Genomic DNA, 17,177 nt, shown 5'->3' on the forward strand with positions numbered 1-17,177 from the left:
TTTGCTAACTGTTGAAATATAAAGTTAGCAGATTATGTAAATAGTTAGGCGTATTTTTATTTTTTTAGTATAATTGAATAACAGGGCTGTCCTAACCTATAAAAAAATTTCAACGCCCTTATTTAACTGTAAATAATGAGTATAGAAACCCTGGAAGAATATATCACCGCTGCCAATTTACCCCAATTGGATGCCTTGCTTACACAAAACCCCAAGCTGGCAACAACCCTTACCAGCCACCAGGTTTCACCATTGATGTTGTCATGCTATTACAAAAAGCCTGCAGTTACCGAACTGTTGCTGAAGCATGTTGGCGAGATAAATATATTTGAGGCCGCAGCCGCAGGCAAGCTTGATGTGATGGCTAATCTTATTTACGCCAACCCCAGCTCGATTAATGATTATGCCCGGGATGGCTTCACCCCGCTTGGCCTGGCCTGCTATTTTGGGAATTATGATGTTGCCCGTTACCTGGTGCTGAAAGGTGCCGATGTAAACCTCCCATCAAACAATGGCTTTCATGTTTACCCGCTTCATTCGGCGTGCGCCGGCAATTATACCCAGATTGCCAGTATGCTTATTGAAAACGGATCGCTTATTCATATAAAGCAACAAGCCGGCGCTACCCCCTTGCACGCTGCAGCACAAAACGGAAATTTAGAACTGTTGATACTACTATTGGAAAAAGGCGCTGAAATTAATACCCGTATGGAGGGAGGTAAACTCCCTGCCGATTTGGCCCGCGAAAAAGGCTTCGACGATATCGCGGAGATTTTAAGCTGATGATTTGGGGGTTGTAGAGACGCATATTTGCGTCTTCGCGATGCAGATCCAGCCTGGTATATCCGCTCTGCATAATTGGAGACTCAACTATGCAGAGTTACAATTTCCTTAGACCATCCTTAGAAAACTGCATTTAAAAAAAAGCAGCATACTCCTCTGGCATTTTATCAATGCTTTTGATCTGGATATCTTTAAAATATACTTCTCCAGCTTCGCTTTGCAGTTGGAGTTTGCCTTTGGTTAGGGGTTTACTTCCTTTACCATCCTGGTAACTTAGGTTTGACAAGGCATTAACCACATGCCCATTTACGATATAAACACTCTTATCTCCGTAGCAAATCAATTCCATAGTGTTCCATTCGCCTTTTGGGTTTTCAAAGTTTTCGTGGCGTTGGCAAAAACCCTGGTTGGGTGCCCCTACACCCATAAATACCCTATCGGCATCTTTATTAAACACATAATTGGGTACGCCTGCTGGTTTATTTGCACGAACCGTTGCATGGGCAGTACCCACGTTCCAATAGTCGCCTATGCCTCCCTCCATCACCTGGAACTCCTCTGATAACATCCACGAATGAAAATAGTCGGCGCCACATTCGCCCTGCGAGTGGTATAGCAGGCCAGAATCCATAGGTTCATTTAAGCGGGGATCCCATTTCTTGGTACCGAATTTGGTTTTCAGCTTAAGGTGATAGTTTTGAAATTCCTGTTTGGTATAAATACAACCATAAATTTCGCCGCTGATGTGTAATACCGGCTCATTGTTTTGCATTTGTACTGAGAATACATTTGCCTCATTTTTATCGTAACCAATGGGCGGCAGGGTTTTACCGTTCACATCCTTAGGCGCCTCCCCTTTATAAGGAAACTTAAGCCGGTAACTTTGGTAAATTGTCCACTTACTCATTTTTTTATCCATAAGGCTGATCCAGCCCTTATCGGGATTGAATGATGTGAGCGCCAATATAAATAAGCAGCTTAAAACAATGGTTGAGCTTTTTTTCATAGTGGTGAGATGCTATAACACTGAGGTTTAGTTAATACGCAATCGATTGTTGTTTCAATATAAAAGTACATAAACAGCTTTAATAAAAAGCCGCTTATGGTAAAAAATAATTATCAATTGATTAAAAACTACCAGCTCGTAATTATTGCTTTTTAGCCCATTCCTGCTGGTCTTCTGGCGAAAGAAAGGTCCAGGCCATGATCCTGCTTGCTTTTTGCCCTTGCGACATGTTGATGGTTTGCACCTCGGTTGCACCAGCCTTTTGCAAAGCATTATACAAAATGCGTAAATTTTCTTTTTTCGATACCAGTGTAGTGAACCATAAGCATTGTTTAGCAAAACGGGTACTTTGCGTAGCCATTTGTTTTAAAAATGCTGCTTCGCCACCGGGATACCATAATTCGGTATTTTGGCCGCCAAAGTTTAGTACGGGTTCGTTATCTGTTTTTAAGCCCAGGTTATTCCATTTGCGGCGTGAGCCCTCGGCAGCCTCTTTAATGGAGGCATGAAATGGAGGGTTGCAAATGGTAAGATCAAACTTCTCGCCGGGTTTTATGGCAAATACAAAAATATCCGCCTTGTGTTTTTGTAGCCTTAGTTCAATGGCATTCTTCAGCTCATCGTTTTTAGTGATAATTTCCTGGGCTGCCTGTAAAGCTTCTTCATCAATATCTATCCCCACAAAGCTCCAGCCATATTCCTGGTGGCCAATGATAGGGTATACACAATTTGCCCCTACCCCAATATCCAGCACCCTAACCTTTTTGCCCTTACGAATAACACCGCCATTGGCTGTAGCTAAAAGATCGGCCACATAATGAATATAATCGGCCCGGCCTGGGATAGGTGGGCATAGATAGCTTTCGGGGATATCCCAAAAGCCGATACCATAATGATGCTTTAATAAAGCCTTATTAAGCAACTTAACCGCCTCTGGATTGGCAAAGTTGATAGTTTGACTATCATATTTATTTACCGTTACAAAAGGCCGTAGCTTGGGAATGGCCCTCATCAGCGCCTTAAAATCATAGCCCTCGCGATGGCGGTTACGCGGGTGCATAAATTCTTTAATTTCGGGTTGATTTGGGGCTGATTCTGGCAAGTTGTTGTTTGTTAATTTATAAATTTAAAAAAGGTAGTTTCTTAATTAGCTTTAAGCTTTCCGCCTTCAGCTTTTAGCTATCTACCCTACAATACTGCCCAAATTGGCAGGCGAATAATTAATTGATTTAAGTGTTTTGCTATCCGCGGTACGATATACCAGGTATAATCCGTCAATCTCTTTATAGTGCGATTCGGTACCCGCTGTATTACGGTAATGCTCAATAGTTTGGTTAGCTTCTTCTATAGTTTTGCAGGCCTTGCTCATGTTGGAGCGATGAACCTCATCAAACAATTCCTTAAACTTTTCGCCAAGACCAAACTCCAGTACCGCACCTGATAAAACATATTGCAGATCGCATAGCGCATCGGCTATTTCAACCAGGTTATTATCATTAACCGCTTCCTGTAATTCCTTAAGCTCTTCGGCCAAAAGTTCTATACGTAACTGGCACCGCTCCTTTGACGGAATCTGTGGCGCAGCTATAATAGGGTGTTTAAAAGTGCTGTGAAATTCGGCAACCTGGTTTAAAGAGTTTAAATCTTGAATCATAATTTTCAGGAAGTATTTAAGGGCGCTAAGTTATGAATAACCACAGCGCTTTCAAAAAAACGCAAATTTAAAACAGATTTGCAAAAATTTGGTTATGCTATATGATTAACAATCAGTTAACATACAGTAACTTTGTTAACATAAACATAATATTAGATTAGCTTTATATTAACCTACCTTTGTGCCGAAAATAAGTTCAAAATCAACCTGAATTTTCTCAACCCTTTTCCATGAAAAATAAAAAAACAAAATCCTCCGCGAAGGAGGCCCGCAAAGCTCTTAAAAAACAATTGAACGATAAATTTACTGATCAGTTAAAAGCTATTGTAAGCGAAATTGGACCAGACCTGAAAAATGTAACTAAGGCTATTGAAAAAGCTGCCAGGAACTTAGCTAAAACACTTGCTGCCAAAATAAGCGACAAAAAAGAAGCTCCTGCCGAGGCCGATAAAAAAACCAAAGTGATTTCGGCTGAAGCCAAAGCTCCTGTTTTGCCTGTTGCCAAACCAGCAGAAGCTAAAAAAACTGTAGCAAAAAGTAACACCAAAACTGCTGCCCCTAAGCCAGTTGTTACCAAAGAAGAAACTGTAAAATAATACCCCTTTTAGGGCATTACCATTTTATTTTTGCTAAAGGGTTTCATATCCAATAGTTAAAAATCAAATGGTTTTCCTAAAGCGATTGCGCTTAAAGCAGTTACATCATTGATTTTTAAGGATATAACGCCACAAAACAGCTCAACTAACGTGTATTAGTTATACTGCAGGCAAAGCATTAAAAGTACAATTCTTTACATCAGTAATTTTGTTGTTTCCCATGTTTACTGCAGTAAACATGGTTCGGGGCTATTTTTATCCTTTTTGTTTTTCGCCCAAAGAGAACCAATTGCCAGAGTCGTCCTTAAACAAGGCTTCAAAACCATAAAACTCTTTTGTTGGTTCTTTTTTAAATTCAACGCCTTTGGCTTTCAACTCTTCATAAGTTGCCATCAGGTCGTTACACTCAAATACGCCAAAGCCAAAAGTACCCTGGCTTACCAATGCACGCATTTGTTGGGCCGCCTCCTCTTTAAACATCATGCCTTCGGCAATAGCCATAAGGGATATTTCCAGTTCGGGTTGCTCCGGTGGGCATACCGTGAGCCAGCGCATTCCCGGCCCCATGGATGCATCGGTATGTACTTTAAAACCAAGCTTGTTAACGTAAAACTCAAAAGCACTGTCCTGGTCAAGAACAAATATGCTAACGTGGTTCATTTTTGTGATCATCTGCAATTATTGTTTAAACCAAAGATGAACAATAAAGCAGGAGCGTACTTATTGAAAATTGCTGTTTTTTATCCAGCCATTTTCCTGCGCAAAACAATTAGGAATGAATTTTAGTGGCGATTGCAGCATATCGGCCGATCTTTTAAGCGCCTGTTGCTGGTATGCATAAGGCGACTGCCGCAGAACTTTTTTAAACAAAGCCGAAAAAGAGCTGGCACTATCAAACCCTACAGCATAACATACCTGTGTTACAGGTGTACCTGTTTGCAGCAGCAAGCGGGCTTGCTCAATTCTTACAGCTATCAGATACTGGTGCGGCGTTTTACCGTAAGTAGATTTAAACAGGCGAATGAAATGGAACTTTGAGAAAAAGGCTTCGTCAGCAATGTCATCCAGGTTGATGGGCTGGTGATAATGATCATCAATAAACAATTTGGCATGCACAATACGCCTGTACAAGTAAATTTTGGGAATGGATGCGGTACCTGCCATACTATTTTTAAAAACCAAAGTAAAGATGAGGCAATTAGTTAAAATACTCAACCTGCTAACCGTAATATTTTTTTTAAAACATTTTCTTCTCTAATGATATTTTAATAACTGCTAACCGTTTAGTATCCTTGTATACATCTTTCTAAAGCTTAAATGGCGTTAAAACATAGTTCTGCTTTCCCCCCGGAAATGTTAAGGGTTTTTGAGACGTTACCTCAACCCTACCTGGTACTTTCACCGGCTTTTTATATACTTACGGCCAGTAATGCCTATTTACAGCTAACAGGTAGAACGAGATTAGCGCTCGAAGAACAATATCTTTTTGATGTTTTCCCTCAAATTCCTGATCCGTCATCACACGAGGGAGGTATCTCCTTTTCGTTAAATAAAGTATTAGAAACCCGCCAGCCGCATCAATTGCCGGTAATGCGGTTTGATATACCCAATGCAAGTAATACTTTACAATTTGAAGAACACTACTGGAATACCTCCCACACACCGATTTTGGATAACGAGGGCGAAATAAGTTACATTATTCATCACACCCAGGATGTTACCCAGCAGGTGATTGCCGAACGGAATTTAAAAGAAAGCCTGGAAAAAGAAATAGTAGCTGCTGCAAAGGCCCAAAATCTGAGCAAACAAATGGAAAAACTTTTTGAGGAGATCCCTGCGCAGATAGCCATAGTTACCGGGCCTGATATGGTTTATGATTTCATAAATCCACGGTATAAGAGTGAGCTTTTTCCCAACCGCGAGGTATTAGGCAAACCCTTACTATACGCCTTGCCCGAAGTAGCCGGCCAACCCATCTGGGATGAGCTGCAGCGTGTTTACAAAACCGGCGAAACCTTTGCCGGCAATGAAATTTGCATACCCCTGGCCAGCGAAATTGGCAAACCTTTAAAAGACCATTATTTTAACTTTGTTTACCAGGCCATAAAAAACGAGAAAGGGGAGATAGTATCTGTTTTAAGTTTTAAATATGAAGTAACCGAACTTGTTTTAGCCAAAAAAAATCTCGAACAAAACAAGCAGGAGCTATTGGCTTTAAATTATGAATTGGCAAATGCCAATGAAGAAATACAGGCCACCAATGAGGAAATAAGGGCATCTAATGAAGAACTGAGCGCCACCAACGAGGAGTTGTTTTTAGCCCAGCAAAATATGCTTAAGCTAAATGATGAATTGGAGGAAAGGGTAAAAGTACGGAGCATTGAACTTTTTAATGCCCAGGCCGAAGCAGCCGGCGAACGCGACAGGCTGAAAAGATTTTTTATGCAATTACCTACAGGTATTTGTTTGCTTGATGGGCCCGAGATGATATTTGAATTGGTGAACCCACCATACCAGCAACTCTTTCCTGGCAGGGATCTGTTGAATAAACCCATTTTAGAAGCATTGCCAGAGCTGGCAGGCACCCCTATTATAGATATATTAAAAAGTGTTTATTATACCGGTAATACTTTTGAAGGTAAAGAATTTTTAGTACCGTTGGCGCGCACCGCCAACGGCCCTATTGAAGACCGCTACTTTACATTTATTTACCAGGCAAGGTATGACGGCGATGGCATTGTGGATGGAATTTTGGTTTTTGCTTTTGAGATAACCGAAACCGTACTTACCCGGCAAAAAGAAAAAGAAAACGAGCAGCGTTTTAGATTTTTACTGAATGCAATGCCGCAACAGGTTTGGACAGCACGCCCCGATGGCGTTCTTGATTATGTAAATGAAGTCGTTTGCGATGATTTTGGCCAAAGTATGGATCATGTATTGGGACGTAGCCTGCAGGAATTTATACATCCTGATGACAGGCATAGGAGTGCGCTAAAATGGAAAGCCGCTTTGCAAAACGCCAATGAATTTACGGTTGAGTTTCGCCTCAAATTTCATGACGGGCAGTATGTATGGCATTTGGCCAGGGCTGTGCCACTGGTAGAGAACGGACAGATACGATTATGGCTGGGTACAAATACCAATATTGAGGCACAAAAAGATAACGAACAAAAGAAGGATGAATTCCTGTCAATAGCCAGTCATGAGTTAAAAACACCACTCACCAGTATTAAGGCCTTTAATCAGCTGATGCTGCGTACAAATGAAGTACAAAAGCTAACCGGATTTGTACAAAAATCGGCAGCACACATACTTAGGTTAGAGAAACTGATCAGCAATCTATTGGATGTTACCCGGATCAACGCCGGTAAGATAGATTATAATATGGAAGCCTTCAGTTTTGTGGAGATGCTTAAAGATAGTATAGAAAGTGTGCAACAGGCAACAGCATCGCACCAGATCATTCTCGAAAAAGCTGACGATGCCATCTACACCGGCGATCGTTTCCGGCTGGAGCAGGTAGTAAATAACTTTCTTAGCAACGCTATAAAATACTCGCCAGAGGCGGATAGGGTAATTGTGAATTGCACCCTGCATCCTGATAACAGCCTCATAGTATCTGTTCAGGATTTTGGTATCGGCATCGAAGAAAAAGACCTGATGCGTCTATTTGATCGTTATTACCGGGTTGATAATACTGCCATGCGCTTTGAAGGTTTGGGCCTGGGGCTTTTTATATCGGCCGAGATCCTGAAAAGGCACAACGGCAGTTTCTGGATTGAAAGCGTGCCTGGTGAGGGGTCAACTTTCTTTTTTAGGCTGATGCTTGACCATGCGACAAGGATCGAACCTGTAAAAGACGGCTATAGATACTACCAGGATGACACAATCACCTTGACTTATAACCAGGAGCATAGCCGTATAGATGCCGATTGGACAGGTTTCCAAAACCTGGAATCAATACAAAAGGGATGCCTGCGCATACTGGATATGCTGGAAGAAAACAATGCTCATAAGGTGCTCAATAACAATATTCATGTACTTGGCAATTGGTCAGAAGCGGCAGACTGGAGCAATACAGAATGGTTCCCAGCTATGGAAAAAGCAGGATTGCAATATTTTGCCTGGATCTACTCGCCAAGCGTTTTCAGCCAGCTATCTGCCAAAAAAAGCGTAGATACCCTGACAGGTAAAGTTGTTTTCCAGTTTTTTAACGATGCTGACCTGGCAATAGAATGGATAGATAGCAAGTAGGCCCTGTACTATAAAATAGCAAGCCCCTAAAACTTAATTTACGGGCCTGGGTATAATTCTTTATTAGGACAATGCTGTGCTAAAGCATTTACCCCATCATCATATAACCATTAAGCTCATTCTGCAGTTGTTTTGCAGTCGCAATTAATGATTTATCGGTAATGTAGCCATCAATGTCAATATCCTTGCCCATGAGACTTTCTTTAAAAACATCCTGAAACCTGAAATATTTTAACGAAAAATTCCAGTTATTTTGAAGGTGTGCAAAAACGCTGGCATCTTCCTTATTCAACATCGAATAATTAACTACTACAAAAGCATCGCGGTTTAATTTTTTTATACACTTTAATATATCCTGGTTATAGGATATCCAAATTTTCAAAAATTCCTGACTGTAACTATGGTAAAAAGCGTCCAGTCGCCGGCTCCGCCTAAACCAGGTCCATACCAACCGCGACAGGTATTTACGGGCCATGTATTTATTATCGATGTATTTAAACTCCCGCCTCAATAATGAGCTGGTTACAGACTGATAGTTGCGCAGGATTATAAGATAGCAGGCATCGGGAATCAACTCCTTATAAACATCCAGGAAAAGACATGTTCGGGGATCTTTCCATCCCCATTGATCATATAACTGCCGCTTGGTTTTAATAATACTTTTAACTTTTTCGCGCTCGTAGATAGAAAAGGTGTCTACATGTTGGTCTGTTAATCCCGATGTAGGGAGCTGATGGTTGGCGAGGATCTCTTCGTGCATTTTTAAAAACTCTAAATCTTCAAAGTCACCTTCAACATTTCCGTGATTCGGCAAGGCCAGTCGTTCGCCCAATTGCATACCGCATTTAGCAAGCCAATGGGTAATAAGCGAGGTGCCCGAGCGGTGCATGCCTGCAATAATGAGCGTTCTTTTTTGCATAACTATAATAGGCAATACGACAAACGATAATGGCCTTTGGCCTAAATTCTATCGCTTACTTTATGTTGAGCCTTTTCAACAGGATGAAGATTATTCAAGATAAAATACAGCAGTGATGAAGTGCTTTGCTGTATGGTACTTTCGTTAGTATTTATATATAAATCTGGTTTATAGGGTACATCAAACTGCGCGTTAACGCCCGTAAGATTAGTTAATTTATCATGATGCCCATCTGGTAAAAAGGCTTTTTTGTACAGCCCCTTCGTATCCCGGTTGATAAGTTTATTAATGGGGCAATCAATATAAACAATGTTTACATGTCCATATTTTTCGGCCAGTTCGCGGCGCATCTCATCGTAAGGGTTTATAGCGCTTACAATAGTAACAATGCCGTGTGCCGAAAACCGGCTGGCAATAAAACCTAACCGACGTATATTTTCACATCGGTCGGCTTTGCTAAAACCCAGGTCGCGGCAAATTTCATTGCGATATTCATCACCATCAATGATTTCCGTTCTTATGGCAAGTCCGGTTAGTTCATTGGCAACATTTTGTGCTAATGTTGTTTTTCCTGCCCCTGATAATCCGCAGAATAGAAGTATCATAATCTAATAATTTATGTTTTCATTTATCATGCCGCAAACGCACTGCAGGATGCTATTCGCTAAGTGAACATAGGGAATTAAATTACAGGTTAAATTATGTTACATTGTAAATAGTTCTTTACAAACAAGTTAATACACAGGTCTAAAACCTCAAAAAACCTTTAAATTAGACTGCAAAGGGCGTTTTTTCTTAAACGACAAGTACATCTACCAGTATATTAGTTGATACACCTAACAAAAATGTTACCTGTTTTACGGCTTACCGAAGCAGCTTTAGCGTGCTGTTAGTGTAGTATTTTAAACATCAGTTCTTTCATCAATTCGCCGTGGGGAGCGTTTGATTCAACACCTTTGCTTTTAAGGTCGTACTCGCGCAGATAACTGATAACCTGCATTGTTTTTGGATAGTTATAACTACGACCGGCAAGTTCATAATCTTTCACAAAATAAGGATTCACCCCCAACTCGCGGGCAACGTTTTGTTGTGATTTATCTTTTACGTAATGATAAGCCAACACCTTACTAAAAAAATTATTAAGGTTACCCAGCACCAGCACTATAGGATTGGCTTTGGGGTTGGCTTCAAAATAATTAATAATCTGGTTAACCTTAAAGGCGTCTTTTTTACTGAGTGCGGTTTGCAGTTCAAATACATTGTACTCCTTACTGATGCCAATATTATCCTGTATAAGTTTCAGGGTTATCTCCTGGCCGGCGGCCAAGTTCAGCATCAGCTTATCAAGCTCATTTGAAATTTTCGAGAGATCATTACCCAGGTATTCTGATAACATAGCCGAGGCCTGCTGGTTTATTTTGTAACCTTTATCGCTTATAAATCCTTCAATCCAGGCGGGTATCTTGCTATCATATAAAGGAGCCGATTCAAAAATGAGTCCATTCTTCTCTATCGCTTTATATGTTTTTTTGCGCTTATCAAACTTTCCATATTTGTAGCAAAATACCAGTATAGTACTTGCTAATGGTTTTTCAAGATAGCTCAATAAGGGGTCGATCCCTTTTTTATTGTCATCATCCTTACCCCATTTCATATCCTGGGCTTCCTTTACCAGCACAACCTGGTAATCGGCCATCATGGGGTAACGCTTGGCAGCGTTAAGCACCGACATCATATCGGTATCCTTACCATATACTACAGTTTGATTAAAGCCCTTCTCGGCGTCAGGAAGCAGGTGATGCTCAATATGATTGCTTACCAGGTCAATAAAATAGGGTTCTTCGCCATGCAGCAGATACAAAGGTTTGTATTTGCGGTTTTTGATATCCTTTAATATTTCTGCAGCAGTCATCTTTTTAAGTCAAAATCAAAAGTCAAAATTGACTTTTATCCCGGATATTCAAAATTAAAAAAACGAAGCGGTAAAATGTTCTTATTATCAAATTGTGGAAAGTAATATTTATAACACTTCTGTGTTACCCGCTTTACTTGCTATTTTTGACTTTTTAATTTTGACTTTTTAATTCATGTTACAGCCGCTTAATTTACCGCCCTACCCTTTTAAAATAAGCGACGAGAACGGGCAATTATCACTGTTTGATGAGATCCGTAAAAAGACGATCATTCTTACGCCCGAAGAATGGGTAAGGCAGCATTTTGTGCAATACCTTATCAGGCAAAAAAACTACCCCCGGTCCCTAATCAGGCTCGAAGGTGGTCTTAAACTCAACGGCCTGCAAAAACGTACAGATATTGTGGTGTTTAATAGCGACGGAAAGCGAATATTAATTGTAGAGTGTAAGGCGCCATCAATTACGATTGATCAAAAAACCTTTGACCAGGTAGCCCGCTATAACATGGTGCATAAAGTATCCCTGCTGGCAGTTAGTAACGGACTGCAACACTACTATTGCACCATTGATCTGGAGAAAAGAGAATATAAGTTTATTGAAGATTTACCGGCATACAACAAACCCATTTAAACGGCTACTGCCAGGGTTTGAATTTTTTCAAGCAATTCATTGGGCTTAAATGGCTTTGATACATAATCATTCATGCCAGCCTCCTGAACTTTTTCCTTAATATCAAACAAAGCCGAAGCCGTAAGCGCTATAATAGGGATCTTTGACTTTTTAGGATCGGCCATTTTCCTGATCTCTATGGTGGCATCAAAACCATTCATAACCGGCATTTGCAAATCCATCAGGATAATATCGAAATTGCCATATTGCATCAGTTCAACCGCCTGTATGCCATTTTCGGCAATGGTGGGTATAATATTCCATTTTGATAATAGCTTCTTCATCAGCATAACATTTACAATGTTATCTTCGGCAATAAGAACTCTTACCCCTGATAAATCATCTCCCTGGTACTCAGCCTTTGGTAATGGGGCAATTACTTTTTCCACAACCATTTCTGTTGATACCGGGAACTCCATTGTAAGCGAGAACTCCGATCCTTCACCAACCTTACTTTTAACATCCATCTGCAGGCCCTGCAAATCAAGTAATCGTTTTATAATAGCCAAACCTAATCCCGTGCCACCATATTGGCGGGTAGTGGTTAATGACTCTTGCGTAAATGGTTCAAATATGCTGGCAAGCTCATGTTCTGCAATGCCGATACCCGTATCTTTTACCAAAAACTTAACGGTAACTGTATTATGCCTATCCTCAAAACAGGTAGCACTAACCAATACATCTCCCTTTGGCGTAAATTTTATGGCGTTACTAACCAGGTTATAAATAATTTGTGTAATGCGCGTAGGGTCGCCAAAAATCACCTTATTTTTTAATGTACAATCAACTTCAACATTAAACTTCAATCCCTTTTCTTCGGCCTTGATCATTTGCGCGCCACAAATATTATTAATCAGCTCTACAAGGTTAAATCGCACATTCTCGAAAACAACCTTACCCGATTCTATCTTATTAAAATCAAGCACATCATTAACAATTGCAAGCAGGTTATTTGCAGAAAATTTTAGCACCTCCAGGTTCTCCACCTGGTCGTTTCGCGGGTCTCCCATCATCAACAGGTTACTCATTCCTATCACCGCATTAAGTGGCGTACGAATTTCATGCGACATGGTTGAAAGAAATTCAGATTTGGCATGAGTTGATTTCTCGGCCTTTTCAATTGCTTTTTCAAGCCTTGCATTAAGCGCCTCCTGTTCTTTGCTGCTATCTTTAAGCTGTTTTATATTCTTTAAAAAGGCTGTATAAAAGTGGCTGTGAATAAATATGAGCAATATAAAATTGGCAAACAACGTAATAATAATGGTTGATTGATCTATCTTATCAGGCTTTATGCCAATTACATATCCCTTGGTAAATTCAACAATCATAAAAGCAAGCACCGGCACCGTGTTCAACAACGAATAAACAAGCCCATCCGTTTGCCCAAGCATGTAATAGCTAAACACAATTACCAGTATAATTACCTGTACCGTAACTATATTAACTGTTTGAACTGTTAAATAAACAATGGTGACGTTGGCTATTGTACCTGCACTGAGTAGTAAGTGCGAAATTAAACGCCAGTTGGGCCTGTAGGTCAACATCTTAAACAGGATGGCAACACATACCATTAATGCCCCCGCAGTATAAGCCAGCATCATTTGCCCCTGGAAATACACACTCAGAAATACGGTGCCCAGGGCTATAAACACCAGCGGAAAACCGTAATAAAGCAGCCGGATACGGGCCTGATCAAGGAAAGGCTGCTCCTTTGTTAAAATTTTATAAATGGAAAAGTTAAAAAAACTTACTTCTTTACTCATGGTCAATGGGCATGTTACCGCACGTTTTTTATAAAGGGCTATGATATATATTATATTATAGCCCTTTACATTATGCGGTTTACAGCCTCTTGTTCATGCAATTAGCAAGCCAAATCAATTAAGTTTTGTTCAATGATATTCAATTTAGCTTCGGCATCAGCTCTTTTCCGTTGTTCAATTTCAATAACCTCGGGCTTGGCGTTGCTCATAAAGCGCTCATTACCAAGCTTTGCATTTACCGATTTCAGAAACCCTAAAAGGTATTCTTTCTCTTTTCCAAGCCTTGCACACTCAGCAACAGGGTCGAGATTTTGGCTTAAGGGAATAAAAAACTCATCAGTTGACGCAATAAAATTAACTGCCCCTATAACCTTATCATCAACCTCGCTAAACTGGCTTATATTACCCAACTTGGATATAATAGCCTGGTATTGCTGATAATTTACGCCTGAATTTGATTTATAGGATAGCTCAAGCGCCTCTTTAGGTGAGATTTGTTTTGTGTTACGAATATTCCTGATTTGTGTAAGAACAATTTGAACGATCTCTACTTCGCTAATTAGCTGAGTATTTATTTCCCCAATGTTTGGCAATTGGGCAACAATACAACAATCTTTTTCTGCACGTTCTCCAAGTAATTCATCATGCCAAAGCTCCTCCGTAAGGAAAGGCATAAAAGGGTGCAGCACCTTTAAAATATTTTCAAAATACTGAACGGTAGTAGTATACGTAACTTTATCAATAGGCTGCAGGTATACAGGCTTTATCATTTCAAGATACCAGGCACAGAAATCATCCCAAACCAGCTTATAGGTAGCCATCAACGCCTCCGATAAGCGGTACTGTGCAAAGTTATCTTCTATCTCGCCAAGGGCCTGGTTAAATCTGCTGCCAAACCATTCAATAGCTATCTCGTTTGGATTTGCCAGGCTTGCATCAACCTCCCAACCTTTTATCAGTTTAAAAGCGTTCCAAATTTTATTGGCAAAATTACGACCCTGCTCGCAGTAGCTTACATCAAACATCAAATCGTTACCTGCAGGCGAGCAAAGCAGCATACCTACCCTTACACCATCGGCACCGTATTGTTCAATAAGATCAAGCGGATCTGGCGAGTTGCCTAATGATTTTGACATTTTGCGGCCCAGCTTATCACGCACAATACCAGTTAGGTAAACGTTTTTAAACGGCGCCTGTCCCCTAAACTCGTGCCCGGCCATAATCATCCTGGCTACCCAAAAAAACAAGATCTCGGGAGCTGTTACCAGATCATTAGTTGGATAATAATAGTTGATATCGGCATTTTCAGGATCTTTAAATCCATTAAATACAGATATTGGCCATAACCATGAAGAGAACCAGGTATCAACAACATCGGGGTCTTGAGCTAGGTCCTGAATAGTAAGCTGTGGGTTTTTAGTTTTAAGCTTTGCCTCTTCTAAAGCTTCTTCAATATTTTTAGCAATAACAAATTCGCCGTTTGGTAAATACCATGCAGGTATTTGTTGTCCCCACCATAACTGCCGGCTAATATTCCAGTCCCTAACGTTCTCCATCCAATGGCGGTAGGTGTTTATAAACTTTTCAGGAATCAGCTTTACTTCGCCATTTAATACATAATCAAGGGCAGGCTTAGCCATTTCACTCATTTTGCAAAACCATTGCATGGATAGTTTTGGCTCAATCACCGCATCGGTACGTTCAGAAAAACCAATTTGCGATTTGTAATCCTCTACCTTTGTTAAAGCACCGGCTTCATCCAACAGTACAGCAATTTTTTTACGTGCCGCAAAACGATCCTCGCCCACCAATATTTGTGCTTTCTCGTTCAGCGTACCATCATCATTTAAAATATCAATAACCGGCAGGTTGTGTTTTTGCCCAAGTTCATAGTCATTCAAATCATGCGCAGGTGTAACCTTTAAACAGCCTGTACCAAAATCCATGGTAACATACTCATCCAAAATAACCGGGATCTCGCGGTTAATCAACGGGATAAAAACCGTTTTGCCATGCAAATGCAAATACCGCTCATCATTAGGGTTGATACAGATAGCCGCGTCTGCCATAATTGTTTCCGGGCGGGTAGTGGCAATGGTTAAATAGTTGTGTGTTGCGTGTTGCGTGTTGCCGGTAGCTTCATCAGCAACCGATGATACCTCTTCACCCGCAACAGGCAACCCGTCACCCGCAACCGAGTACTTTATATAATAAAGCTTCTGATTAACTTCTTTCCTGATTACCTCCTCATCGCTCACCGCGGTTTTTCCCTGCGGATCCCAATTCACCATGCGTACACCGCGGTAAATTAGCCCCTTTTTATGTAAGTGGATAAAAGTATCTATCACGGCTTCGGATAAGTCCTCGTCCATGGTAAATTTGGTACGATCCCAATCGCAGGATGCACCTAATTTTTTAAGTTGTTCAAGGATGATACCGCCGTATTTTTCCTTCCACTCCCAGGCATAAGCCAAAAATTCGGGGCGGGTAAGGTCTTTTTTGCTAATGCCGCGTTCTTTAAGCATGGCAACAACCTTTGCTTCAGTAGCAATACTGGCGTGGTCGGTTCCGGGAACCCAGCAGGCATTTTTCCCCTTCATACGGGCACGGCGCACCAATACATCCTGTATAGTATTGTTCAACATATGGCCCATATGCAAGACCCCGGTAACATTTGGCGGCGGAATGACTATTGTATAGGGCTCGCGCTCATCGGGCACCGACTTAAAAAAATCGTGCTTTAACCAGTAACTGTACCATTTATCCTCGGTTTCTTTAGGCAAATACGTTTTAGAAATACTCATAACGCGCAAAAATAAGCAAATGTATGAATAGTTGCAGGGCTTTTTTGGTTCGGTTTGCGGGAATCTGGATCAGGAGGTTGAGGATGTTGCCGGAGGCTGGTTAACCGCCCAACATTTCAAACTTATTTTCTCAAAACCCACGGCTCTAAAACTATAAATCTTAACAGGCCCCCCGTAACCCGCTTCCCTCAACCAACGTTTCATCACAATATTTTTACATTTAAAAAGTTATTATATAAAATAAAGCACTAACAAGCATGAAATCAATGCATATACATCGCTTCTGGGTTGACATTTTAAAAAGATCAAAGCTGGATTTTGTGATAAACTGGTTCAATCGTTAAACGGCCACCCCTGCCGGTTGTAGGTTTTTATTAGTTTTCATTAACCTTAATTTTTAAGAAATTAAAGTTCTGTACTTTGTACTATTAGGGTATTGATCCCATGGGCACGTCTTTGCTATTGAAGGCAATAAATCTCCGAACGTAGCCGAATTCTCGGAATTAAGGAACTAAGCCTGTATTATCCTATTTCATCTAGTATTATATTTTACTGTTCACGCCGGCTTCAAAAATCCCATCTTAAAGAGTATCTTGTACTAGACGGGCGTACGCAGTTACGGATGAACTTAATGTATTGAACAGCTGTATATCAGAAATGCAAAAAGCGGTTCAATTAAAAAAACATATATTTTCTTGAAATACAACTATTTACAACAATAATATTTCTAAAACAGCATAATCCGGATTCTGAACATATATAGCTAAAATCAGAACACCCGCTTTGCCCAAACTTTACAACCTTCAAACATTTCCG

At 40.6% G+C, this 17,177-nt stretch carries 14 protein-coding genes; 4 read left to right on the forward strand and 10 right to left on the reverse strand.

Annotated features, from left to right (window positions below):
- Positions 1-135 precede the first annotated feature (135 nt).
- Positions 136-783 (forward strand): ankyrin repeat domain-containing protein, encoded by a 648-nt coding sequence (locus tag Q0R88_RS23410; protein WP_295720845.1) that lies wholly within the window; start codon positions 136-138, stop codon positions 781-783.
- Between the two features lie 133 nt (positions 784-916).
- Here Q0R88_RS23410 and Q0R88_RS23415 read toward each other — a convergent pair whose 3' ends face one another.
- The 3 genes from Q0R88_RS23415 to Q0R88_RS23425 all read right to left on the reverse strand — a co-directional run bounded on the left by Q0R88_RS23415 (position 917) and on the right by Q0R88_RS23425 (position 3,443).
- Complete coding sequence (locus tag Q0R88_RS23415; RefSeq protein ID WP_295720846.1) at positions 917-1,789, reverse strand: DUF1080 domain-containing protein; 873 nt, start codon at positions 1,787-1,789, stop codon at positions 917-919.
- Positions 1,790-1,931: 142 nt separating this feature from the next.
- Positions 1,932-2,891: a 23S rRNA (adenine(1618)-N(6))-methyltransferase RlmF gene (gene rlmF, locus Q0R88_RS23420; RefSeq protein WP_295720847.1), complete on the reverse strand. Its 960-nt coding sequence runs from the start codon at positions 2,889-2,891 to the stop codon at positions 1,932-1,934.
- Between the two features lie 81 nt (positions 2,892-2,972).
- Complete coding sequence (locus Q0R88_RS23425) at positions 2,973-3,443, reverse strand: nucleoside triphosphate pyrophosphohydrolase family protein (RefSeq protein WP_295720848.1); 471 nt, start codon at positions 3,441-3,443, stop codon at positions 2,973-2,975.
- A gap of 230 nt (positions 3,444-3,673) precedes the next feature.
- On the opposite strand from Q0R88_RS23425, the gene Q0R88_RS23430 reads away from it, so the two are divergent.
- Complete coding sequence (locus tag Q0R88_RS23430; RefSeq protein WP_295720849.1) at positions 3,674-4,039, forward strand: hypothetical protein; 366 nt, start codon at positions 3,674-3,676, stop codon at positions 4,037-4,039.
- A 255-nt stretch (positions 4,040-4,294) separates the two neighbouring features.
- Here the strand turns inward: Q0R88_RS23430 and Q0R88_RS23435 are convergent, their stop codons facing one another.
- Positions 4,295-4,711, reverse strand: coding sequence for a VOC family protein (locus tag Q0R88_RS23435; RefSeq protein ID WP_295720850.1), 417 nt, complete (start codon positions 4,709-4,711; stop codon positions 4,295-4,297).
- 48 nt (positions 4,712-4,759) lie between these two features.
- On the reverse strand, positions 4,760-5,203 hold the full coding sequence (locus Q0R88_RS23440; RefSeq protein ID WP_295720851.1) for an AraC family transcriptional regulator: 444 nt from the start codon (positions 5,201-5,203) through the stop codon (positions 4,760-4,762).
- A gap of 153 nt (positions 5,204-5,356) precedes the next feature.
- Between Q0R88_RS23440 and Q0R88_RS23445 the strand changes: the two genes are divergently transcribed.
- The gene (locus tag Q0R88_RS23445; RefSeq protein WP_295720852.1) at positions 5,357-8,293 is read left to right on the forward strand and encodes a PAS domain-containing protein; all 2,937 of its coding nucleotides are present in this window, start codon (positions 5,357-5,359) and stop codon (positions 8,291-8,293) included.
- Between the two features lie 88 nt (positions 8,294-8,381).
- On the opposite strand, the gene Q0R88_RS23450 is transcribed toward Q0R88_RS23445, so the two are convergent.
- The 3 genes from Q0R88_RS23450 to holA all read right to left on the reverse strand — a co-directional run bounded on the left by Q0R88_RS23450 (position 8,382) and on the right by holA (position 11,124).
- Positions 8,382-9,212 (reverse strand): sulfotransferase, encoded by an 831-nt coding sequence (locus Q0R88_RS23450; RefSeq protein WP_295720853.1) that lies wholly within the window; start codon positions 9,210-9,212, stop codon positions 8,382-8,384.
- A 41-nt stretch (positions 9,213-9,253) separates the two neighbouring features.
- Positions 9,254-9,817, reverse strand: coding sequence for an adenylyl-sulfate kinase (gene cysC, locus Q0R88_RS23455; RefSeq protein WP_295720854.1), 564 nt, complete (start codon positions 9,815-9,817; stop codon positions 9,254-9,256).
- Positions 9,818-10,101: 284 nt separating this feature from the next.
- Positions 10,102-11,124 (reverse strand): DNA polymerase III subunit delta, encoded by a 1,023-nt coding sequence (holA, locus tag Q0R88_RS23460; RefSeq protein ID WP_295720855.1) that lies wholly within the window; start codon positions 11,122-11,124, stop codon positions 10,102-10,104.
- A 175-nt stretch (positions 11,125-11,299) separates the two neighbouring features.
- On the opposite strand from holA, the gene Q0R88_RS23465 reads away from it, so the two are divergent.
- On the forward strand, positions 11,300-11,755 hold the full coding sequence (locus tag Q0R88_RS23465) for a type I restriction enzyme HsdR N-terminal domain-containing protein (RefSeq protein WP_295720856.1): 456 nt from the start codon (positions 11,300-11,302) through the stop codon (positions 11,753-11,755).
- Here Q0R88_RS23465 and Q0R88_RS23470 read toward each other — a convergent pair.
- Positions 11,752-13,557, reverse strand: a complete 1,806-nt coding sequence (locus Q0R88_RS23470) for an ATP-binding protein (protein ID WP_295720857.1) — start codon at positions 13,555-13,557, stop codon at positions 11,752-11,754. The genes Q0R88_RS23465 and Q0R88_RS23470 overlap by 4 nt on opposite strands.
- 101 nt (positions 13,558-13,658) lie before the next feature.
- On the reverse strand, positions 13,659-16,361 hold the full coding sequence (locus Q0R88_RS23475) for a valine--tRNA ligase (protein ID WP_295720858.1): 2,703 nt from the start codon (positions 16,359-16,361) through the stop codon (positions 13,659-13,661).
- Positions 16,362-17,177 lie beyond the last annotated feature (816 nt).

Source organism: Mucilaginibacter sp., from assembly GCF_025362475.1.
Lineage (GTDB): Bacteria > Bacteroidota > Bacteroidia > Sphingobacteriales > Sphingobacteriaceae > Mucilaginibacter.

Bases quoted from the DNA above. Each gene is read 5' to 3' on its own strand.
- Q0R88_RS23410 (WP_295720845.1), top strand. From the start codon at position 136: ATGAGTATAGAAACCCTGGAAGAATATATCACCGCTGCCAATTTACCC.
- Q0R88_RS23415 (WP_295720846.1), bottom strand. From the start codon at position 1,789: ATGAAAAAAAGCTCAACCATTGTTTTAAGCTGCTTATTTATATTGGCG.
- Q0R88_RS23425 (WP_295720848.1), bottom strand. From the start codon at position 3,443: ATGATTCAAGATTTAAACTCTTTAAACCAGGTTGCCGAATTTCACAGC.
- Q0R88_RS23430 (WP_295720849.1), top strand. From the start codon at position 3,674: ATGAAAAATAAAAAAACAAAATCCTCCGCGAAGGAGGCCCGCAAAGCT.
- Q0R88_RS23435 (WP_295720850.1), bottom strand. From the start codon at position 4,711: ATGATCACAAAAATGAACCACGTTAGCATATTTGTTCTTGACCAGGAC.
- Q0R88_RS23440 (WP_295720851.1), bottom strand. From the start codon at position 5,203: ATGGCAGGTACCGCATCCATTCCCAAAATTTACTTGTACAGGCGTATT.
- Q0R88_RS23445 (WP_295720852.1), top strand. From the start codon at position 5,357: ATGGCGTTAAAACATAGTTCTGCTTTCCCCCCGGAAATGTTAAGGGTT.
- Q0R88_RS23450 (WP_295720853.1), bottom strand. From the start codon at position 9,212: ATGCAAAAAAGAACGCTCATTATTGCAGGCATGCACCGCTCGGGCACC.
- cysC (WP_295720854.1), bottom strand. From the start codon at position 9,817: ATGATACTTCTATTCTGCGGATTATCAGGGGCAGGAAAAACAACATTA.
- holA (WP_295720855.1), bottom strand. From the start codon at position 11,124: ATGACTGCTGCAGAAATATTAAAGGATATCAAAAACCGCAAATACAAA.
- Q0R88_RS23465 (WP_295720856.1), top strand. From the start codon at position 11,300: ATGTTACAGCCGCTTAATTTACCGCCCTACCCTTTTAAAATAAGCGAC.
- Q0R88_RS23470 (WP_295720857.1), bottom strand. From the start codon at position 13,557: ATGAGTAAAGAAGTAAGTTTTTTTAACTTTTCCATTTATAAAATTTTA.
- Q0R88_RS23475 (WP_295720858.1), bottom strand. From the start codon at position 16,361: ATGAGTATTTCTAAAACGTATTTGCCTAAAGAAACCGAGGATAAATGG.